Origin of the sequence: Pectobacterium fontis (assembly GCF_000803215.1) — a bacterium.
Lineage (GTDB): Bacteria > Pseudomonadota > Gammaproteobacteria > Enterobacterales > Enterobacteriaceae > Pectobacterium > Pectobacterium fontis.
The window spans coordinates 29,744-51,051 of record NZ_JSXC01000042.1 but is presented as its reverse complement, the minus strand read 5'-3'; the positions used below and the strand labels follow the sequence as shown (position 1 = coordinate 51,051).

Below are 21,308 nucleotides of genomic sequence, written 5' to 3'. Positions count from 1 at the left end.
GGTGCGAGGTATCCCTGCGGGACTCATCACCGTGTTTCCCCCTAAATCCAACAGTATGACGGTATGGTGCCGGGGTCTGCTTTATATAACGCTATTCACGCGAGTAATTACTGCTGGGCTTCACGTTCAACGATGAACGCCAGCGCTTTATCAATACGCGCCAACGAACGCTGCTGACCAATCGCCTGTACCGTCACGTCAACACCTGGAGACTGGCCTGCCCCCGTGACTGCAACGCGCAGCGGCATACCGACTTTACCCATGCCCTGACCCAATTCATCCGCCGTGCCCTGAATGGCGTGGTGGATGTTCTCCGCCGTCCAGCTTGTAATCGCAGCCAGTTTCTCGCGAACCAGTTCAAGCGGCTGACGAGCAACCGGACGCAAATGTTTCTTCGCCGCATCAGCGTCAAACTCGGCAAAATCTTCATAGAAATAACGGCAAGAATCCGCCATTTCTTTCAGCGTCTTGCAACGTTCGCCCAACAAGCCAACCAGTTCACTCAACTGTGGCCCGGTACGGGTATCAATGCCAGCCTGCTCAATATGCCATGACAGATGCGTCGCCACGTATTCTGCGGGCAGATGGTTAATATAGTGATGGTTCAACCATTGCAGCTTCTCCGTATTGAAAGCGCTTGCCGATTTGCTGACCGCATCCAAAGAGAACAGAGATTTCATCTCATCAATAGAGAAGATTTCCTGATCGCCAGATGACCAGCCTAAACGCACCAGATAGTTCAGCAGTGCCTCCGGCAGATAGCCGTCATCGCGGTATTGCATTACTCCGACCGCACCGTGACGCTTGGACAATTTCTTACCGTCATCACCCAGAATCATCGACACATGCGCATATTCCGGCACCGGTGCGCCCAGCGCCTTCAGGATATTGATCTGACGTGGCGTGTTGTTGATATGGTCTTCACCACGGATAACGTGCGTGATTTCCATATCCCAGTCATCAATAACGACACAGAAATTGTAAGTTGGTGAACCGTCGGTACGGCGAATAATCAGATCGTCGAGTTCCTGATTGCTGAATTCGATCGGCCCACGAATGCGGTCATTGAAGATGACCGAACCTTCCTGCGGGTTAAGGAAACGCACAACGTGCGGCTCATTATCCGCATGGTGCTCATGAGAACCACGGCAACAGCCGTCATAACGAGGCTTATCGCCATTTTCCATCTGCTGCTCACGCAGCGCTTCCAGACGCTCTTTAGAACAGTAGCACTTATATGCCGTACCGTTCTCCAGCATCTGGTCGATAACCGCGTTATAACGGTCAAAACGTTTAGTCTGGTAGTACGGGCCTTCATCCCAGTTCAGGCTTAGCCAGTTCATACCATCCATAATGGCATCAATCGCGTCCTGAGTTGAACGCTCCAGATCGGTATCTTCGATACGCAACACAAACTCGCCGTCCTGATGACGGGCAAAGAGCCAAGAGTAAAGTGCGGTACGAGCGCCGCCGACGTGGAGATAGCCAGTAGGACTCGGCGCGAAACGGGTTTTGATTTTCATTTGGGATTACAGCCTTATTACGCAACGGCTGTCGGCACAGACCGACATAAGCTCAGAGAACAAAAGTGGGCAACATTCTATCACTCTGCTTCGATTCCTCAACGTCGTAACATGCCGCACGGGCTTTTATTCTGATGGAAATAACCAGATAACCGGCTGAATTGCGCAAGGATGCAGCGTCAACGGCGATAAATACGACGCCTTGCCTAATTTTGCAACGAACAATCATTTTAGTTTTAAAAAGCGTTGACTCACATTCAAGGATCCCTATAATGCGACTCCACACAGCGGGGGTGATTAGCTCAGCTGGGAGAGCACCTCCCTTACAAGGAGGGGGTCGGCGGTTCGATCCCGTCATCACCCACCACTCTTTACGTTTACGAATGTTAAGTAAGAGTCGCTCGCTGTGTAGAGTAAGAAGATTTGAGATTGGGTGATTAGCTCAGCTGGGAGAGCACCTCCCTTACAAGGAGGGGGTCGGCGGTTCGATCCCGTCATCACCCACCAATCTCATACCAGCTGGTCTTCTTATTAGAAGTAAACGTAGTACAAATGTAGTACAGAAGTGGGTGATTAGCTCAGCTGGGAGAGCACCTCCCTTACAAGGAGGGGGTCGGCGGTTCGATCCCGTCATCACCCACCACTTCTGCGGGTCGTTAGCTCAGTCGGTAGAGCAGTTGACTTTTAATCAATTGGTCGCAGGTTCGAATCCTGCACGACCCACCACTTCCGCAAAGTGATTCCTCTCTGAAGTAAACCCACCAAACATTATCGATTACTCGTGTCGTGTAGGTGAGAACCTGCGTTCAGGTTCAAGTCGAGCGAAGTGAGACAGCAACGCGCCAGCGTTGACCCCGAAGGGGCGAGGCCAAAGGCCGAGTCATCCTGCACGACCCACCACTTCTGCAAAGTGAATCCTCTCTGAAGTAAATCCACCAAACATTATCGATTACTCGTGTCGAGTAGGTGAGAACCTGCGTTCAGGTTCGAGTCGAGCGAAGTGAGACAGCAACGCGCCAGCGTTGACCCCGAAGGGGCGAGGCCAAAGGCCGAGTCATCCTGCACGACCCACCACTTCCGCAAAGTGAATCCTCTTTGAAGTAAATCCACCAAATACTATCTCTTTTTTAATGTCCGTACTGTCATGGATATATTGTTCATGCTTTAAGTCGCATTGACGTTGGCTGAGCATCGCCTATATTCCGTTATCATGTGGAATAACGTTGAGTATCCTATCTGTAAATGCCATCACGCCAGCATAAACATATTTGTAGGACCACACATCGGCCCTACAAATGGAGAGCTATCTATAAGCTATAAGGTTAGTGATTGACGCCTAATTGTTCTGGCTAGAAGATAAGGCCAAGGTGAGCGGTGCGATTTTTTCCGTATTCGAGACTAAGGCCTTACCGGTGCGTCCAATTTTAAAGGCGCTCATCAGTTCTACCAATTTAGCTGCCTGCTCGCTTAAGCTATGCGCGGCACTTGCAGACTCTTCGACCAAAGTAGCATTTTGCTGTGTGACTTGATCCATCTGGATGATGGCCGTGCTAATTTGGTCAATACCATTTTCTTGTTCGGCGGTAGTCACACCGATTTCTCCGACTAACTCAGCCACATGGCGAGCCTGCTGCACCAATTCATCGATAGTACTGCCCGCAGCACTGACTTTTGTTGAGCCTTTCTCTACTGTACTGAGGCTTTCACCGATAAGCATTTTAATTTCCTTCGCAGCGGAAGCAGAACGATGAGCTAATGATCGGACTTCTCCGGCAACAACAGCAAACCCTCTCCCTTGTTCACCCGCACGGGCAGCTTCTACAGCAGCATTCAGCGCCAGGATATTGGTCTGGAATGCAATACCATCGATTACACCGATAATGTCACCAATTTTCTGCGAACTGGTATTGATTTCCTGCATAGTATGCACAATATCATGCACCGCATCACCACTCTTCACAGCGGTATCGCTGGTGGTGTTCGCTAACTGTATGGCGGTTCGCACGGTATTTGCATTCTGCTGGATAGTTTGACTAATTTGCTCCATTGACGCTGCGGTTTCTTGCAAACTGGCAGCTTGCTCTTCTGTACGCTGGCTTAAATCCGTACTACCTGCTGCAATTTCACTCGCACCAGTGGCGATGGATTCACTACTGTTGCGTACTTGCTGAACCATACCTCGCAAGCGTTCACGCATATTGTCCATCGTCGATAATAGACTGCTGGTGTCTCCCTTACGCAGTTCAACAGGGAAAGACAGTTGCCCATCAGCCACTTGCTTCGCCATTGAAGCAGCATAAGCCGGTTCACCTCCGAGTAGCCCCTTAACCGTGCGACTGATTCCCCAGGAAACCAAGACCCCCAGCACAATACTCAACGCAATCATCATTAACAGCAACGCTCCAGCCTCATTAGCATCCTCCATGTAATTCTGAGACATACTAGCGGTATCTTTTGCATGTTCGCTGATGAGCAGATTCAGTGCTTCCAGCACATGATCTTGTTTCTCTAATACCTCATTGATCACAACCGCTCGCGCTTCGTCATACTGTCCAGACGCACTGAGAGACATCGCTTTACGTAATACATTCGAATAAGGAGGACGAACACGATTTAAATTATCAAACAGTTCACGCGAATGCTTAATTTTCAATGACGCATCTAATTGTTTTAATAATGAATTATTATCAACGATACGTTGCTCTAATATTTTTAGTTTACTTTGTACATACTCCCGCATCTCCTGCTCACTGTGCGGCTGAGTAGTGTAAAGTACCATGTCACGAGTTTCGTAGGCGTTGTCAGTAATCTTATCTTTTATCGCCATGATCAACAGTAAATTGGATAACCTCGTCTTCGCGACATAATCAAAATTATGTCCTACCGTGCTCAACTGTATTCGCGCAAATATTGCAACTAATAATCCAATAAGAATAACAAAAGCAAAACCTAGTCCCAGCATAGTGCCAAGGCGTGCATTTTTTAACCTATTCATCCATTTCCATCCATTGTACTTTAGAAAATCCCCTAATATTGCAAAGGATATCATCTATCTCAGGTGTTTTTTATTTTAAAAAAAATAATTGACGGCATTATCTACAGACAAGTAGATTACCGCACGCTGAATCCTACAAAATAAAAAATCATAATCAACAATTTTATTTAATCATTTAAAAAACTTAACAAAAACCAACATTATGGATGTAAAATCGCAAATGAAAAGATCTAACGTGTTTTTCTTCGCTGTCATCGGCCTATTTATATCAATGACGGCACACAGCGAAACTATCACAAAAGAGAATAGCCTGCATCGCCTTCCCGCGATAAAACTCATCAATACGCCGGATAATCATTCTGCTTTCGTCAGAGGTAGTATTCCTTCACTGGAAAAATTTTCCTCGGAAAATATCTATTTCAGCAATACCTTTGAAGAATGGCAAAAAGGTGTACACCCTGCCCCAAGAACACAATATGTCGTCACCATGCGAGGCAAATTGAAATTCAAAGTCAGCGATGGCTCAACGTTTATTATTGAACCTGGTACGGTACTCATTGCAGATGATACCAAAGGTGAAGGTCATAGTTGGGATATCATTGACGGCAATGAATGGGTAAGGGTCTATATCCCCATCATCAATAACAACGATCATTTCATTGCTGAAAAATAATATGCTTATACAGGGTTCACTTGATTCAGTGACGCCCCATAGATAATTTACTACTCAGCATTAAATATTATTATTTTTGGATAGGATGACGCGAGTCTCTTCATTTGGGACTCGCCATTATTCCAGTTCAGTATGCGAATTGAAAAATGCTGCCATAACCATTTCATAACGTATTATTTCATTCCCTAGACTACCACAGCCATAGTGCTATGCTTATCGATGCTCGCGCGCTTCACGTAATTTTTTGACAGAAAATATCAAATTTATTGGTTTTCTATTCTGCCCCTAAATCGACGACACTGCGCCCCATGCCAATAAACATTGTTTCTCATTAATAAGGACATCTATCATGATTTCTCAATTGAACCAGTGGTTCACACGTTTAACCGATCATCCTGATGCTGGTAAACTTTTACTGCGTTTAACCGTTGGTATTCTGCTGCTGTTTCACGGCGTAGCAAAAATTGAGCACGGTGTGGGTTGGATCGTGCAGATGCTGCAAGGCGCTGGCCTGCCTGGTTTTATCGCTTATGGCGTTTATGTGGGCGAAGTCGTTGCCCCGATCCTGATTATTCTGGGGGTGTTTACCCGCATTTCTGGCCTGATTGCTGCGCTGACGCTGGTTGTGGCGACGCTGATGGTGGGTACGGGCAAATTCTTCACCCTGACTGAAGTAGGTGCCTGGGCGCTGGAAGTAGAAGCACTCTATTTCTTCGCTGGCATTATCATCATGCTGGTTGGTAGTGGCCGTTATTCTGTCGCTTCTAATCCCGCTTATCGTTAATCCTTTCCATCCAGCAGGTATTGACGACAAAAGAAAAAACCCGCGAATTTCGCGGGTTTTTTCATACCTGAACACACTCTCGATCAGATTTCCCAATCATGACTATAACGTTTCGGTTTGAACTGAATCACATCGCCTTTCTGAAGCCCTTGTAAGCTCACATCATCTTTAGCGACTTCCGCTTCGATCAGCTCCGACTGTTCACCCAGTTTCAGAGACAGTCGCGTTAAGGCACCGAGTGGGCGAATATCACGCACCGTCACCGCCTGATAGCCATCCTGAGCCTGTACCGATAACGACACTTCATGCGGGCGGAACAGAATCGTTTCTTCCGTTTGCGCCACTTTCAGTCGGTTGCTGTCGCCAAGGAAATGGTAAACAAACTCGCTGGCCGGGTTGTTATACACTTCCGCTGGTGTACCGATTTGTTCAATCACACCTTTGTTCATCAGTACGATACGGTCGGCGACTTCCATCGCTTCTTCCTGATCGTGCGTCACAAATACCGACGTGAGATCGATATCTTCATGCAGTTGAGACAACCAGCGGCGCAGTTCTTTACGCACTTTGGCATCTAACGCGCCAAAAGGCTCATCTAGCAGCAGAATACTCGGCTCAACGATGAGTGCGCGCGCCAGTGCGATACGCTGGCGCTGACCACCGGAAAGCTGTTCAGGATAGCGATCCCCCAGCCAGTCCAATTGCACCAGATTGAGCAACTCATGCACTTTCTTTTCAATTTCACTTTTTGATGGCCGGATATTTTTCGGCTTCATGCGCAAGCCAAACGCGACATTATCGAACACCGTCATATGGCGGAACAGCGCGTAGTGCTGAAACACAAACCCGACGTTACGTTTGCGCACATCATGAACGGATACATCCTGCCCATGAAAGATAATGCTGCCGCTATCCGGCTGCTCCAGCCCGGCGATAATACGCAGTAACGTCGTCTTACCGCAGCCAGATGGCCCCAGCAGCGCCACCAACTCACCGCTGTGGATCGACAAATTAATCTCGTTCAGCGCGCGGAACTGGCCAAATTGTTTATTAATATTGCGAATCTCAATGCTCATTTTTGGCCAACTCCTGTTGTTTCTGTATTTGCTTCGTCAATCGACCTTCACTCCACTGGCGCAGTAGCAGCACCACCAGCGACATCACCAGCAGCAGAATCGCCACGCTGAAAGCCGCAACGATGTTGTATTCGTTATAAAGAATTTCGATATGCAGTGGCAGCGTGTTAGTCATGCCGCGAATATGACCGGAAATGACGGAAACGGCCCCGAATTCCCCCATCGCGCGTGCCGTACACAGCACGACGCCGTAAATCAGCGCCCACTTCACATTCGGCAGGGTGATATGCCAGAACATCTGCCAGCCATTCGCCCCGAGCAGCCGCGCCGCCTCTTCTTCCTGCGAACCCTGCTCTTCCATCAGCGGAATCAGTTCACGAGCAACATAAGGCAGCGTAACGAAAATCGTCGCCAGAACAATACCCGGAACAGCGTAAACAATTTGCAGATCGTGTTCGAGCAGGAAGGGATAGACTTTGCTTTGCGCCCCAAACAGCAGCACATACACCAGCCCCGCGACCACTGGTGACACGGAGAAAGGCAAATCGATTAGCGCCAGCAGGAGGCTCTTACCACGAAATTCAAATTTCGTCACACACCACGCTGTCGCCAGCCCGAAAACCACGTTTAACGGCACGGAAATGACGGTAGCCAGTAGCGTCAGCTTCAATGCCGAGATCGCATCCGGTTCGCTAATTGCCTCCCAAAATGCGCCGACGCCTTTATCCAGCCCTTGAGTGACCACCATCATCAGCGGCAGCACCAGAATCAGGAAAAAGACGATCCACGCCAGAGAGACCAGAATGTAATAGGCTGCGGGCTGTTTTTTTCTTTTAGCCGCGCTGGCCTGAGCGGAAATAACCTGTTCCATGACGACCAGCCCTTACAGTTTCGGTTGGATGCGACGCTGCAACACGTTAATCAGCAGCAGCATAATGAAAGAAACCAGCAGCATAAATACGCCGATCCCGGTGGCGCCCTTATAGTCATACTGATCGAGCTTGGAGACAATCAGCAACGGCAGGATTTCGGTTTTAAACGGAATATTCCCCGCGATAAACACCACGGAACCGTATTCCCCAACGCCACGGGCAAAAGCCAGCGCGAAGCCCGTCAACCACGCGGGCAACACCGCAGGAAGCAGCACATGGCGGAAAACCTGAAGCGGGCGCGCGCCAAGGCATGCCGCCGCTTCTTCCACTTCTTTAGGAATATCGGCCAGCACCGGTTGCAGCGTTCTGACCACGAAAGGCAACGTAACGAAGATTAATGCCAGTGTGATACCAATGCTGGTGTAAGCAATTTTGAACGGAAACAGCGAGCCAATCAGGCCATTCGGCGCATACAGCGCCGTCAGGGCAATCCCCGCCACCGCGGTTGGCAGCGCGAAGGGCATATCTATCATGGCATCAATCACTTTGCGGCCGGGGAAGGTATACCGCACAAGCACCCACGCCAGCAGCGTACCGAGAATACCGTTAATAAATGCCGCTGCCAGCGCCGTACCAAACGAAAGCCGCAGGGAGAAAAGCACCTGGCGGCTGGTTATCAGATCCCAAAACTGGCCAAACGTGAGTTGGCTGGCATACAAAAACATCCCCGCCAACGGGATGAGAACAATTAATCCTAAATAGCTCAGGCTAAACCCTAACGTTAGCCCGAAACCGGGAATCACTGAGGAAGAACGCTGTGACATACCGTGCCTTTCATTTTCATACTCACTATCCAGCCAACAACTGCTTGCCGACGCGCGCTACCTGACAGAAGGTTCCAGACGGCTGTCGCCTAATGCCAATCGTTTAAGCATCGAGATACACGAGCTTAAGTGACCAGTATTAATATCGCCAACCTTTTAACCTGAAAAAGGCCGCCTGATGATAGCGGCCTTAATCTGTCAGACATTAAAATTTATTTGTTGATCTCTTTAAAGATTTTGTCAAATACGCCGCCATCGTTAAAGAATTTGTCCTGTGCCGCTTTCCAACCACCGAAATCCTTATCAATCGTCACCAGATTCACTGGCGCAAACTGATCTTTAAACTCCTCTGCAATCTTGGCATTACGTGGGCGATAGAAGTTTTTACCAATAATGCGCTGTGCTTCATCGCTGTAGAGGTATTGCAGATAGGCTTCAGCCTGTTTCTGTGTCCCTTTACGTTCAACGACTTTATCGACAACGGCAACTGGCGGTTCAGCCAGAATCGACAGAGATGGGGTGACAATCTCAAGCTGATCGCCCCCCTGCTCTTTCAGAGACAGGTATGCTTCATTTTCCCATGCCAGCAGGACATCACCTAACTGACGCTGTACAAAGCTGATGGTTGCCCCACGCGCACCGGTATCCAGTACGGGTGCATGACGATACAGTTCGGTGACAAATTTCAGTGCGGTCTCATCATTGCCGCCCGGTTGCGCTTTGGCATATGCCCAAGCTGCCAGAAAGTTCCAACGTGCGCCGCCGGAGGTTTTCGGGTTTGGCGTAATCACTTCAACGCCCGGCTTCACCAGATCGTTCCAGTCTTTGATTTGCTTTGGATTGCCTTTGCGCACCAGGAAAACAATAGTGGAAGTATAGGGCGTGCTGTTATCAGGCAAACGCGCCTGCCACTTAGGATCGATCAGTGGCTGATTCAGATTCAATGCATCAATATCGCCTGCCAGCGCCAGCGTAACCACATCCGCTTGCAAACCATCAATCACCGAACGTGCCTGCTTTCCTGAGCCACCGTGCGAATTTTTGATAGTGATATCTTCACCCGTGGTGGCTTTCCAATGCTTAATAAACGCCGCATTGTATTGCTGATACAGCTCACGCGTTGGATCGTAAGACACGTTTAATAGTTCGGTAGCCGCCGAGGCCACACCAGAAAATAACAGTGCTGCCGTAGCAACAGATAACCCCAGACGACGTATTGACATTCTTATCACTCCCTAACCTTAATGCTTAAAAGTATTTAGATAAAATAATGATGAATGTGGCTGGTTAAGCCGTTTATGCGGTTATCTCACTGACAACGACAATATGGGAGTGACAATAGTGGATATGAGGAAGGGGCAAAAATATTGTTTCGCGATAATTTATGCTATCGCGTTATATTGTTAATGATTATGTCATAATTTTCAGTCTAAGCAATGTTGTTACATAAACCATGCTGTTACCGCTCACGGCTGAAATAGACAGCCCTGATGCCGCACGGCATCAGAGGGATACGGTAGAGAACAGGCAGCGTAAACGCGATTTCTCTGCTTCTTTTACTCTTCTTCATCCAGTTGCAACGCCACGTATAACAGCAGACGATCGTCAAAATTCCCCAAATCTAATCCCGTCAGTTCAGAAATACGGTTAAGACGATATTCCAGCGTGTTGCGATGAATAAACAGAGCCTTCGCCGTCGCACCCGGTTGAACATTGTTACGAAACCAGGCTCCCAGCGTCCGACGCAGCAGACCATTGCCGTCCATTGCCTTGAGCTTCGCGAGCGGGCGCACCAGTTCGTTTGCCTGCCAACCGCCACGCAGGCTATCCAGCAGTACAGGCAACATCAGATCCTGATAGTAATAACAGCGCTGAGCAGGCATACGCTGTTTGCCCACGCTCATGGTCGTGCGCGCGGTACGGTAAGACCGTGCGATACTGCCGGGGCCAGCAAAATAGTTCCCCAACGCCAGCCGCACCCGCAGCCGGCTGCTTTCCGCCATGCGCGACATCAGCGTATCCACACGCCTGCGGTGTTCTTCCGCATCCCAGCGCCCGTGGCTGTTCAACGCAGGCTTTAACACCACCATTTCCGTCAGCGAAACGATAGCGATCAGGTTGTCACGCTCCGGCGTGGTCAGTAGCGTCTGCAACTGCTGTAACTCCGCCATGGCGGAATCGACGCCGAGCTGCCCGCTGTCCACTTCGATCACCGCCGCAACACGGGGCTTATTCAGATCGATGCCTAAGCGCTGCGCCCACTCCATGAGAGCGGGAGAGAGATCGTCGGTACGGATCAGGTTCAACACCAGCTCTTCACGCAGGCGGCTATCCTGCGCCAGCATGTGCAATAGCCTCGCCTGTTCCAGCATCATTTCCGCCGTCATACAGACCAGCTCACCATATTGCCGTAGCTGGCTAGGGTTCCCCGTCAGGCCGATAACGCCGACGATTTCACCATCAATGCGAAGAGGTAAGTTGATACCCGGACGCACGCCGTGCAGGTGGCGTGCCACAGCATCATCAATATCAACGACTCGTCCCTGCGAGAGCGCCAGCAGTGCCCCTTCATGCAGTTCCCCCAATCGCTCCTGATCGCCACTGCCGATAATTTTACCGCGCGCATCCATCACGTTGATATTGCTATCAATGATCTGCATGGTTCGCGCGACAATATCCTGTGCCATCTTGGCATTGAGATGATACGACGCCATTTTTACCCCTGAGAGGAACATTGACAATTGCACCAGCATATCGCCACACGGTGCGCCACACATTGTGCAAATTAACAAAGAATCGGGAATTAGATTAAATCTGTGGAAGAACTCACAAAAGCGCTTTCATGGAGAAGCGAGAAACGGTCGGGCACCGACGTACCCGACCAGTCAATCGACGTAACAACTTGTCTTAAAAGGTAATTATCCACTGACAGGCTGTAATAGCCTGATTATTGTGCCAGCAGATAAATCGTGCTGTCACCACGGCGCACGTTCAAGGCTAATACGGCGGGTTTGCTATCCAGAATTTTACGCAACTCGCCAATATTCTGCACCGCCTGCTGGTTCACGCCGAGAATAATGTCATCTTTCTTCAGGCCAATTTTAGCCGCAGCGGAGCCGGGTTTGACGTTATCCACCTTGATGCCTTTTTCGCCTTCCACCTGGGTATTGCTCAATTCAGCACCTTCAATACCAGAGTAGAGATTGCCAGAAGCCACCTGAGCCTGATTGCTCTGTTGCAGCGTGACATTGACCGTCAGCGGTTTCCCCTCACGCAGCAGTCCCAGCGCCACTTTGCTGCCCACGGGTAGCGATCCGACCTGCGCCCGCAGCGCGGAGAAGCTGCTGATCGCTTTACCATTCAACGTCACGATCACATCACCCGCCTTAATGCCCGCTTCATCTGCCGCTGATTTCGGTCTCACCTGACTCACAAACGCACCGCGCTGTGCATCAACCTTCATCGCCTGTGCCAGTTCAGAGTTCAGTTCCGTACCGGTGATACCCAGTTCGCCGCGCTTCACTTCACCAAATTCGACAATTTGCGCTACGACGCTTTGCACCATATTGCTGGGAATAGCAAAGCCAATCCCGATATTGCCGCCATCTGGGGCAAGAATCGCAGTATTGAGGCCAATCAGTTCCCCATTCAGGTTAACCAGCGCCCCACCGGAATTCCCCCGGTTGATCGCCGCATCGGTCTGAATAAAATTTTCGTAGTTTTCGATATTCAGCCCACTACGCCCCAGCGCAGACACGATGCCCGATGTCGCGGTTTCCCCCAAACCATACGGATTACCAATCGCGACCGTGTAGTCACCGACCCGCAGTTGTTCAGAATCGGCGACCTTGATGGCCGTCAGGTTTTTAAAGTCTTTCAACTGCACCAACGCGATATCGGAACGCGTGTCTTTGCCTAACACTTTACCGTCATACTTGCGACCATCGCTGAGTCGAATCTGAATCTTATCGGCGTTATCCACTACGTGGCTATTGGTCACGACGTAGCCTTTTTCCGCATTAATCACGACACCCGCGCCCAGCGCCTGGAAATTCTCCTGTTTTGTCTGCGGCTGCCCCTCTTCATCGTCATCCTCTCCCTGACACATCGGTGATGACTGGAACGGCGATCCCTCCTGACAGAAAGGCGAGTTTTCCCCAAAAAACGGCTGAAGCTGCGGCGGGATATTCTCTTTTCCTGTGTTCGTGGTATGCCCTTCAACGTAGATGCTCACGACAGAAGGCATCACCTTTTCCAACATAGGCGCCAAACTAGGGAGTTGACCCGATGACGCAGCAGACGCCGCTGACTCAGCGGCATAGGCAGTGGTAGTCCCCATGGCCATCGCCAGACTTAACGCCAGCGCACTCAGAAGCAATGATTTTCTTTTCATAGGAATCGATCTCATAGTAACCAACACGCAAGTCTTACGGCCCGTGTACCCGACACCGGGTACACTCAGTGGTCGTGCTGTATGAGATAAATATGGATCAACAATGTTCCCGAGGGGAAGATCGTGAAGCGTAAGGAAATATTGAATGGCTTTACAAAACTCGCGATTTCCATTGCGGTCTGTACATCGCTAATCCGCCGCCATCAGCTTGCGGTATTCATCGTAGGCGTATAAATCCGTCATCCCACTGATGTAATCCTGAATCAGACGTGCCCGATAATAATATTCACGGACGATCCGCTCGGTTTCAGGCAACGTTTCCAACTCAGCAACCGCTTCACAATAGGCCAGACAGTACTTCCTGGATAGTTTGTGGTAAAGCCGCGTCTCAATCGGATAGCGCCGATGCGTATCCTCGCTGACAAGCTGGGTGAAATCCTGATAGGGCATATCGAGCAGCGGGCTATAAATATCCAGCAGGCCGCGAATGACGCGATCCCCCTGAAGTTCCAGTTGCTCAACTTCATGATGATTAAAAACGTGTTTCAAAGCGACATGCTTGAAAATGCCTAACAGCCGGTTCTGCGGGCTGTCGTCCTCAAGCAAGGCCTGATTGAACGATCCGGCATAAATCGCGGGCAGATTGTCGATAAAACGCTTCGCGGCGTGCGGCACCATTTGCCCCACAGTATAAACCCGAAGATTCATGAAGAACTGATCATCATGGCTGCGCCATTGAAAACGCTCACGTTCTTTGTAGGCTCGTTCAATCGTTTTGGCGAAAATGTCTTTCTCTGTTCCATCCCTCCAATTTTCGCGTAACAGGTCGTAAAGCTCCTCGATCGTGAGAATTTCCTTCTCAACGGCATCTTCCAGATCCGCGATGCAGTAGGACACATCATCCGCCGCCTCCATGATATAGCTCAGCGGGTGACGATGAAATTCGCCCATCTCCAGCACTTCACGCAGTTTGGCAACGAAGGCTTCCTCCGACAGATAGTAGCCCGGCTTCTTCATCAAATAGCGGTAATCCGCAGGAAGCTCGCCGTTCCAATACGCGGGGCGGGTATATTTCAGGATGCAGGCTACCTGCCCGTAGGTCAGATTGAGTTTGAGCAACGTATGCACCAGACGGATCGCCTGCGCATTGCCTTCAAAGTGGCTGAGATCCTGGCGAATCTGCCCACGCAGTTTGTCTAAGCCGTCCTGCTGCATCCGCAGCAGGGGGACCTTACAGTCATCGACACGCTCTGGGGATTCGCTGTCCAGATAGTAGCTATCCAGAAATTTTCTAAACCATTGATTAATAGCAGATTCGCCAAAGTGTCCAAATGGCGGATTGCCGATGTCATGCATCAGGCACGCCATTTCGACCATACTTTCAAACGGCGTTTGCCTGCCATCCAGACCCAGCGCTTCCAACAGCCCCTCGGTTTGGAAGCGGTGCAAGATCTCTTTGGCGATGTAGCGTCCCACCTGCTGCACCTCCATCGAATGCGTCAGACGTGAACGGACAGCCGCATTGCGTTCCAGCGGAAAGACCTGGGTTTTTTGTTGTAAGCGACGGATAGCGGCGGAGTTAATAATACGGCCACGGTCGCTTTCAAACTGGCGCACAATCGCATATTCATTATCAACCGTTTTAGGTCGGCCGGAATGCCGCTGAAAACTCATTTTTTTGGCGAAATCAATATCAGACATACGGTTCTCCATGTCATCCCGCTACAGCACCATGATGGACACTCCATCTCATCCTGCTAGCCATGATAGACTACCCCCAACAACATGCCTTCCATTTATAACAGAATTTGCGGGGAACCTTATGAAAGTCGGTATTATCGGCGCGATGGAACAAGAAGTAACGCTGCTGCGCGATCGGATTGAAAACCGTCAGACCTTCCAGCGCGCAGGTTGCGAAATCTACACCGGACACATCAACGGCATCGAGGTCGCGCTACTGAAATCCGGTATCGGCAAAGTCTCCGCCGCACTCGGCACCACGCTGCTGCTGGAACACAGCACGCCGGATGTCGTGATTAACACCGGTTCCGCTGGTGGGCTGGCTCCTACCTTGAACGTCGGTGATATTGTCGTGTCCGATGAAGTACGCTACCACGATGCTGACGTCACCGCCTTTGGCTATGAACCCGGCCAAATGGCGGGTTGCCCTGCCGCTTTCCCTGCTGATGAAAAACTCATCGCCGTGGCGCAAGAAGCGATTGCGGATTTACAATTGAACGCCGTACGCGGTCTGGTTGTCAGCGGCGATGCTTTCATTAACGGCGCAGAGCCGTTAGCTCGCATCCGCGCGACCTTCCCGAAGGCGATTGCCGTAGAAATGGAAGCCACCGCCATTGCGCATGTCTGCCACCAGTTCGCCGTCCCGTTTGTGGTTGTGCGGGCCATTTCTGATGTGGCCGATAAAGCGTCACACCTGAGTTTCGATGAGTTCCTGAGCGTTGCCGCGCAGCAATCCACGCGAATGGTGGAAACGATCCTGAGCAAACTGGCCGTACGCTAATCGTGATCGTCAGGCTTTTCTGCTGGCTGACAGGGTTATTCCTGTGCGCCACCGCGTATGCCATTCCCCAGCGGGTGATCAGTCTTGCGCCACACGCGACGGAAATGGCTTATGCGGCTGGCATGGGCGAACAATTGATTGCGGTCAGCGCCTGGTCTGATTACCCGCCGGAAGCGAAAAAGCTGGAGCAGGTTGCCTCCTGGCAGGGCATCAATCTGGAGCGGATCCTCGCCCTCAAGCCCGATCTGATTTTGGCCTGGCGCGAGGGGAACCCGCAGCGGCCGCTGGAACAGCTCGCCAACTTCTCAATTCCTATCGTGTATCTGGATGCAAAAACGTTAGACGATATTCCTGCGTCACTGCGACAATTGGCGACATACAGCCGCCATCCTGAGCAAGCGGAACAGGCAGCAACAAGGTTTCAGCAGGGAATAAGCACGCTACAGCACGCTGGCGAGAAGGAGAGCGCGACACATGCCGCGCCGTTGAGAGTCTTTATTCAATTCGGCACTCAGCCACTGTTTACCTCTTCGAACGCCACGCTGCAAAGCCAGATCGTTTCACTGTGCGGCGCAGAAAATGTCTTTAGCGACAGCCCGGTTCCCTGGCCACAGGTAAGCCGTGAACAAGTATTAAGACGGCAACCGCAGGCCATCATTGTCAGCGGTACACCAGATAATATTGCCAGTACGCAGGCATTTTGGCAGCCTCAGTTAGCGGTTCCGGTCATTACCGTCAATGAGGACTGGTTCAGCCGTAGCGGCCCGCGTTTACTATTGGCCGCCCAACAGCTTTGTGCTCAATTAACAGAATTACAATCCCCGTCTTCGTCAACGCAATGACCTGCAATTAACATTGTGAAATCATACCGATAACAATAGCTTTATTAATATACAACTTGTAACACTCACAGACTTTTATTTCACCCATTCTTGCCGATAATTTGAGCGTAACGGTGGGATCATAGACGCCATGAAAAGGTGTCGGTTACCGCTCGGCAATATAGCCAAAGCAAGACAATGTTAGAAAATTTCGAACCGATATCGGTTCCTTTGACACCAGGTAAAATAAACATGAAAAGTGCGTTGCTTTGCGCAAGCCTGCTGATCGCAGCTTGTGCTACTGCCCATGCAGGAAGTAGCGGCGGGCAAATTAATGCTCAACTGACGATATTACCGTCGTGTGGCATCACGCCGCAATCCGGTCAATATCAACTGACATGTAACGTCGCCTCTGCCCCGCAACCTAAAATTACGGAATCACGCATTCAGGTCGAACAGCCCAAATACGCTGCTGCCGCGGCAAAAACGACGCAGGGTACGGAAACGCGTTTGATTACGGTCGAATGGTAATCACCGTAAAACGTCCATCTGCTACATGTAAAAAAACCGTGTCCAGCCAAGACACGGTTTTTTTTTATTCGAGAATAACCGCAATGCAGGATTACACGCTGAAAGAGGAACCACAGCCGCAGGTCGATTTCGCATTTGGGTTCGTCACGACAAAGCGAGAACCTTCCAGCCCTTCGGTATAATCCACCGCACCGCCAACCAGATATTGCAGGCTCATCGGGTCAACCACCAGCGACACCCCTTGCTTCTCAATAGTCATATCGCCGTCGTTGATTTGATCATCAAAGGTAAAACCATACTGGAAACCGCTACAGCCACCGCCCGTAATATACACACGCAGTTTCAGCTCTGGGTTTTCTTCATCAGCAATCAGGTTTTTCACCTTGCTTGCCGCCGCATCGGTAAATTGCAGAGGCAGTGCTGCTATATCGTCGCTCATATTTTTACTCCCAACTCAGGGCTTATCAGGTGATAGACCCATATTCATACGCTTATTATCCGGCAGTCTGCGAAAACGTTCAAGATTTGACGGCCGGTGTTTAAATAATCGCCGCATTATGCCGTCTCTTATACCGCACAACCAGTATTCTCAGTGGGTATTGATTACCGCGCGTTTTCAAGTGAAAACCCGCACGGTGATTTCATAACGGCGGTCAGTTCATTAGAATACCCCTACATTCTACGATCAAGACCAGTCAGGACCGCGTAATGAACAAATCTGAAAGCCTGTATGCTGCGGCACAGCAACTTATTCCAGGCGGGGTGAACTCACCCGTTCGTGCTTTTAATGGCGTCGGCGGCACACCGCTGTTCATCGAGCGGGCAGATGGCGCTTATCTCTACGATGCCGACGAGCAAGCGTATATTGATTACGTGGGCTCGTGGGGGCCGATGGTACTGGGGCACAATCATCCGGCGATTCGTGATGCCGTGATTGCCGCCGCAGAACGCGGTCTGAGCTTTGGCGCGCCGACAGAGAGCGAAGTGCAGATGGCGCGTCTGGTTACGTCACTGGTGCCCAGTATGGATATGGTGCGAATGGTCAACTCCGGTACGGAAGCGACCATGAGCGCAATCCGTCTGGCGCGTGGCTACACGGGTCGCGATAAGATCATCAAATTTGAAGGCTGCTATCACGGTCACGCCGACTGCCTGTTAGTGAAAGCCGGTTCCGGCGCGTTGACGCTGGGGCAACCTAACTCCCCCGGCGTTCCAGCCGATTTCGCCCGCCATACTCTGACCTGTGTCTATAACGATCTGTCGTCCGTACGTGCCGCATTTGAACAATACCCTGACGATATCGCCGCGATTATTGTCGAACCCGTCGCCGGTAACATGAACTGTGTTCCACCACTGCCCGATTTCCTTCCCGGCCTGCGCGCGCTGTGTGATGAGTTTGGCGCCCTGTTCATCATCGATGAAGTGATGACAGGCTTTCGCGTTGCGCTGGCTGGCGCACAGTCGCACTACGGCGTGGTGCCGGATCTGACCTGTCTGGGGAAAATCATCGGCGGCGGTATGCCGGTCGGCGCATTCGGCGGCAAGCGTGAAATCATGCAGGCACTGGCACCCACTGGCCCGGTTTATCAGGCGGGAACACTGTCTGGCAACCCGATCGCGATGGCCGCAGGCTTAGCTTGTTTGACAGAAGTCGCGAAACCTGGCGTACATGAAAAACTGACCGCGTTGACGAATCAACTGGCTGAGGGGCTGCTGGCCGCCGCAAAAGCCGAAAACATTCCGCTGGTCGTGAATCAGGCTGGGGGGATGTTCGGGCTGTTCTTCACCGATGCAGAGAGCGTCACCAGCTATCAGGATGTAATGAAGTGCGACGTCGAGCGCTTTAAGCTGTTCTTCCACATGATGCTGGAAGAAGGGGTTTATCTCGCGCCATCGGCATTTGAAGCGGGCTTTATGTCAGTGGCGCACACGCCACAGGATATCGAACGCACCATCGAAGCCGCGCAACTCTGCTTCTCACGTCTGTAAACGTGTATCTCGACGGCGTCACTGACTGACGCCGTTGCTAGACTTCCCTACACGATGCTACCCGGCCCGATACCGCTCATCTCACACGCCAGCGCCCCGGCACGTTTAAGCGCATAGGTGTGACGTTCATCAAACGGGTAGCAGCACGAGAGCCGCAGTGCGTGCTTACAACGGTCGCTCAAGGTGTAAAGCTCACCGGGCGTGACGCAAATGCGCTCTTGCAACAGGCGATGGAATAACTCAACCCCATCCACATTGCCCGGTAATTCCAGCCAGAAGACAAAACCGCCCTGCGGCTGCGTCGCGCGCGTTCCCTGAGGAAAATATCGGGCAATCAACCCACGCGCTTCATCCATCTGCGCAGCATACCGACGACGTAGCGTGCGCAGATGGTGATCGTACCCGCCGGATTCCAGAAACTGCGCCAGCGTTTCCGAGAGCAACGCCGATTCCGCCATTGACGATACCGCTTTCAGCCGCGCCACTTTTTCCCGGAAACGGCCCGACGCCATCCAACCGATGCGAAAATCGGGTGCCAGCGTTTTCGTGAAGCTGGAACAGTAAATCACCCACCCTTCGCGGTCGAAAGCTTTTACCGCTGGCGACAACGGCCAGCTAAACTGAAGTTCACCGTATAATCCATCCTCAATGAGCGGCACCTGATAGTCGTTCACTAGCTTTGCCAGCCGCTTTTTATCCGCCAGCGTCATGCTGCACCCCAGTGGATTCTGTGCGTTCGGCATGGCGATCATCGCCTGTAGCCGTCCCTCTGACAGCAACATTTCCAGCGCATCCAGCGCGAGGCCGCGTTGCGGATCGGTGGGAATCTCTACCGTTTTCAATCCCAGACTGGCCAGCAGAGGAAAGAGATAAAAATAGGTTGGCGTTTCCAGCCCCACACAGTCGCCCGGCTGCGTCACCGCACGTAGCGCCAACTGTAGCGCTTCCATACAGCCGTGGGTGATCGTGATGTCCTCACGGGTCAATGTCATGCCGAGATCCATCGCTCGCCGCGCCACTTCACGTCGCAGTCGCTCACTGCCTGGCGGCAGCGCATAACGGCCAATCAGACCGGGTTCTCGCCGCAGCAAGGAAGCGACAATACGACCGATCTTTTCGGTAGGGTAGAAATCCGCATGCTGCGGGCATGCCAAAGAAATATTGATGTAGTCGGGGTGCGTCTGAGCCGCAAACACGGTATTAATCAGATCCAATTTTTCGCTGCCCGGCACAATGACCTGGGCGCGATGAGGTCTGCTCTCCGTCAGCGACGGCAAACGGCCTCGCACGAAATAGCCAGACTGGGGGCGCGCTTCAATCAGCCCACGATCTTCGAGAATACGCCAGGCGTTCAACACCGTGTTCACGCTGACCTGATGCGATCCAGCGACACGGCGAATTGAGGGCAAGCGGCTTCCCGGTGCTAACGTCCCTTGATGAATAGCGGCAGCGAAGGTTTCCGCGAGCTGTTGATACAACGTACTTTCTTGTGAGTCGATAATGGACACAGTTCCCCCGCCAGCCAATGAGTACAGTTAACGATTAAAGCAATTTGTACCCATTACAATAATCATTTTGTGTATCTGTAACCATTTCTTTTTTCTGCCTACCATAGTGTTCTTTCCCACCATCAGGATAACACCATGCTCGATCCTTCTTTTTTCAGTTACGTCACCGTGATGTCAATTACGCCGGGCCCTAATAACCTGCTGCTGGCAACGTCCGGCGTCAATTTTGGCCTGCGTCGCACCTTGCCGATGATGATGGGCATTTCAATCGGCTGTGGGATACAAACCGCGATGATGGGCGTGGCATTGGAACTTTTACTAAGCTGGATGAGCATGGTTCGTCTTCCCCTCACCGTGCTGGGGTGCATTTATTTATTATGGCTATCGTGGAAAATCGTGCGCTCATCGGCACCAGAACTACAAGGACGAGTACAGCCGATGACGGTACTGCAAGGGACACTCTTTCAAGCGGTAAACCCGAAAGCCTGGTTGATGTCCAGCAACATCGCGCTGCTTTATGCCGCCAGCGGCGGCCTTTTCACCACGGTGATTGGCTTTATGGCGCTAAACTTGCCCTGCATTTTAGTGTGGGCCTTACTCGGCGATCGCATCGGTAAACATCTTCAGGAACCGTGGAAACTGAAGGCCTTCAACGGCATTATGGCGCTTTCTCTGGTGGTCACTACATGCTGGATGCTGGCGGAAGCCATCACGCTTTCCAACTAATCACACGGCGGTGCCCTCCCCGCTAGCGCTCGCGTTATTCCAATATTAGAAGGAATGGCAGACACAAAAAAA

General features: G+C 51.2%; 18 protein-coding genes, 4 tRNA genes and 2 other RNA genes. 13 read left to right on the top strand and 11 right to left on the bottom strand.

Annotated features, from left to right (window positions below; translation table 11 throughout):
• Nucleotides 1-107: 107 nt before the first annotated feature.
• Nucleotides 108-1,523 (bottom strand): glutamate--tRNA ligase, encoded by a 1,416-nt coding sequence (gene gltX, locus OI69_RS15630; protein WP_039352403.1) that lies wholly within the window; start codon nt 1,521-1,523, stop codon nt 108-110.
• A 291-nt stretch (nt 1,524-1,814) separates the two neighbouring features.
• Between gltX and OI69_RS15625 the strand changes: the two genes are divergently transcribed.
• From OI69_RS15625 to OI69_RS19445, 6 genes are all read left to right on the top strand, one after another.
• Nucleotides 1,815-1,890, top strand: a tRNA-Val gene (locus OI69_RS15625).
• 64 nt (nt 1,891-1,954) lie between these two features.
• Nucleotides 1,955-2,030 (top strand) — tRNA-Val (locus tag OI69_RS15620).
• A 60-nt stretch (nt 2,031-2,090) separates the two neighbouring features.
• Nucleotides 2,091-2,166, top strand: a tRNA-Val gene (locus OI69_RS15615).
• A gap of 7 nt (nt 2,167-2,173) precedes the next feature.
• Nucleotides 2,174-2,249 (top strand) — tRNA-Lys (locus OI69_RS15610).
• 46 nt (nt 2,250-2,295) lie between these two features.
• A non-coding RNA gene (locus OI69_RS19450) (RtT sRNA) lies at nt 2,296-2,423 on the top strand.
• 46 nt (nt 2,424-2,469) lie between these two features.
• A non-coding RNA gene (locus OI69_RS19445) (RtT sRNA) lies at nt 2,470-2,597 on the top strand.
• 262 nt (nt 2,598-2,859) lie between these two features.
• Here the strand turns inward: OI69_RS19445 and OI69_RS15605 are convergent.
• Nucleotides 2,860-4,518 carry a methyl-accepting chemotaxis protein gene (locus tag OI69_RS15605; RefSeq protein ID WP_039352400.1) on the bottom strand — a complete coding sequence of 553 codons (1,659 nt, stop codon included), beginning with the start codon at nt 4,516-4,518 and terminating at the stop codon, nt 2,860-2,862.
• A gap of 220 nt (nt 4,519-4,738) precedes the next feature.
• On the opposite strand from OI69_RS15605, the gene OI69_RS15600 reads away from it, so the two are divergent.
• Both OI69_RS15600 and OI69_RS15595 read left to right on the top strand, forming a co-directional pair.
• Nucleotides 4,739-5,191 carry a cupin domain-containing protein gene (locus OI69_RS15600; protein ID WP_039352396.1) on the top strand — a complete coding sequence of 151 codons (453 nt, stop codon included), beginning with the start codon at nt 4,739-4,741 and terminating at the stop codon, nt 5,189-5,191.
• A gap of 349 nt (nt 5,192-5,540) precedes the next feature.
• Nucleotides 5,541-5,975 carry a DoxX family protein gene (locus OI69_RS15595; RefSeq protein WP_039352393.1) on the top strand — a complete coding sequence of 145 codons (435 nt, stop codon included), beginning with the start codon at nt 5,541-5,543 and terminating at the stop codon, nt 5,973-5,975.
• A gap of 83 nt (nt 5,976-6,058) precedes the next feature.
• Here OI69_RS15595 and OI69_RS15590 read toward each other — a convergent pair whose 3' ends face one another.
• From OI69_RS15590 to dgt, 7 genes are all read right to left on the bottom strand, one after another.
• Complete coding sequence (locus OI69_RS15590; RefSeq protein ID WP_039352390.1) at nt 6,059-7,051, bottom strand: sulfate/molybdate ABC transporter ATP-binding protein; 993 nt, start codon at nt 7,049-7,051, stop codon at nt 6,059-6,061.
• Nucleotides 7,041-7,922 (bottom strand): sulfate ABC transporter permease subunit CysW, encoded by an 882-nt coding sequence (gene cysW / locus OI69_RS15585; RefSeq protein WP_039352387.1) that lies wholly within the window; start codon nt 7,920-7,922, stop codon nt 7,041-7,043. Before cysW ends, OI69_RS15590 begins: the two co-directional genes overlap by 11 nt.
• A gap of 12 nt (nt 7,923-7,934) precedes the next feature.
• A complete protein-coding gene (gene cysT, locus OI69_RS15580) occupies nt 7,935-8,747 on the bottom strand; it encodes a sulfate ABC transporter permease subunit CysT (RefSeq protein WP_039352384.1) in 813 nt (270 codons plus the stop codon).
• Between the two features lie 212 nt (nt 8,748-8,959).
• Nucleotides 8,960-9,964: a sulfate ABC transporter substrate-binding protein gene (locus OI69_RS15575; protein ID WP_407668777.1), complete on the bottom strand. Its 1,005-nt coding sequence runs from the start codon at nt 9,962-9,964 to the stop codon at nt 8,960-8,962.
• Nucleotides 9,965-10,303: 339 nt separating this feature from the next.
• Nucleotides 10,304-11,461 (bottom strand): CdaR family transcriptional regulator, encoded by a 1,158-nt coding sequence (locus tag OI69_RS15570; RefSeq protein ID WP_039352379.1) that lies wholly within the window; start codon nt 11,459-11,461, stop codon nt 10,304-10,306.
• A 233-nt stretch (nt 11,462-11,694) separates the two neighbouring features.
• Complete coding sequence (gene degP, locus OI69_RS15565) at nt 11,695-13,140, bottom strand: serine endoprotease DegP (RefSeq protein WP_039352376.1); 1,446 nt, start codon at nt 13,138-13,140, stop codon at nt 11,695-11,697.
• Between the two features lie 189 nt (nt 13,141-13,329).
• Nucleotides 13,330-14,841 (bottom strand): dGTPase, encoded by a 1,512-nt coding sequence (dgt, locus tag OI69_RS15560; RefSeq protein WP_039352373.1) that lies wholly within the window; start codon nt 14,839-14,841, stop codon nt 13,330-13,332.
• 121 nt (nt 14,842-14,962) lie between these two features.
• Between dgt and mtnN the strand changes: the two genes are divergently transcribed.
• From mtnN to OI69_RS15545, 3 genes are all read left to right on the top strand, one after another.
• Complete coding sequence (mtnN, locus tag OI69_RS15555; protein ID WP_039352370.1) at nt 14,963-15,661, top strand: 5'-methylthioadenosine/S-adenosylhomocysteine nucleosidase; 699 nt, start codon at nt 14,963-14,965, stop codon at nt 15,659-15,661.
• A 2-nt stretch (nt 15,662-15,663) separates the two neighbouring features.
• Nucleotides 15,664-16,503, top strand: coding sequence for a vitamin B12 ABC transporter substrate-binding protein BtuF (gene btuF, locus OI69_RS15550; RefSeq protein WP_039352366.1), 840 nt, complete (start codon nt 15,664-15,666; stop codon nt 16,501-16,503).
• A 231-nt stretch (nt 16,504-16,734) separates the two neighbouring features.
• A complete protein-coding gene (locus OI69_RS15545; protein ID WP_039352363.1) occupies nt 16,735-17,013 on the top strand; it encodes a hypothetical protein in 279 nt (92 codons plus the stop codon).
• 91 nt (nt 17,014-17,104) lie between these two features.
• Here the strand turns inward: OI69_RS15545 and erpA are convergent, their stop codons facing one another.
• Nucleotides 17,105-17,452: an iron-sulfur cluster insertion protein ErpA gene (erpA, locus tag OI69_RS15540; RefSeq protein WP_015841270.1), complete on the bottom strand. Its 348-nt coding sequence runs from the start codon at nt 17,450-17,452 to the stop codon at nt 17,105-17,107.
• 269 nt (nt 17,453-17,721) lie between these two features.
• Here erpA and hemL point away from each other — a divergent pair, with 269 nt between their 5' ends.
• The gene (gene hemL / locus OI69_RS15535) at nt 17,722-19,002 is read left to right on the top strand and encodes a glutamate-1-semialdehyde 2,1-aminomutase (RefSeq protein ID WP_039352360.1); all 1,281 of its coding nucleotides are present in this window, start codon (nt 17,722-17,724) and stop codon (nt 19,000-19,002) included.
• A 47-nt stretch (nt 19,003-19,049) separates the two neighbouring features.
• On the opposite strand, the gene OI69_RS15530 is transcribed toward hemL, so the two are convergent.
• Nucleotides 19,050-20,510 carry an aminotransferase-like domain-containing protein gene (locus OI69_RS15530; RefSeq protein WP_039352358.1) on the bottom strand — a complete coding sequence of 487 codons (1,461 nt, stop codon included), beginning with the start codon at nt 20,508-20,510 and terminating at the stop codon, nt 19,050-19,052.
• Between the two features lie 135 nt (nt 20,511-20,645).
• Here OI69_RS15530 and OI69_RS15525 point away from each other — a divergent pair, with 135 nt between their 5' ends.
• Nucleotides 20,646-21,236 carry a LysE family translocator gene (locus OI69_RS15525; RefSeq protein WP_039352355.1) on the top strand — a complete coding sequence of 197 codons (591 nt, stop codon included), beginning with the start codon at nt 20,646-20,648 and terminating at the stop codon, nt 21,234-21,236.
• Nucleotides 21,237-21,308 lie beyond the last annotated feature (72 nt).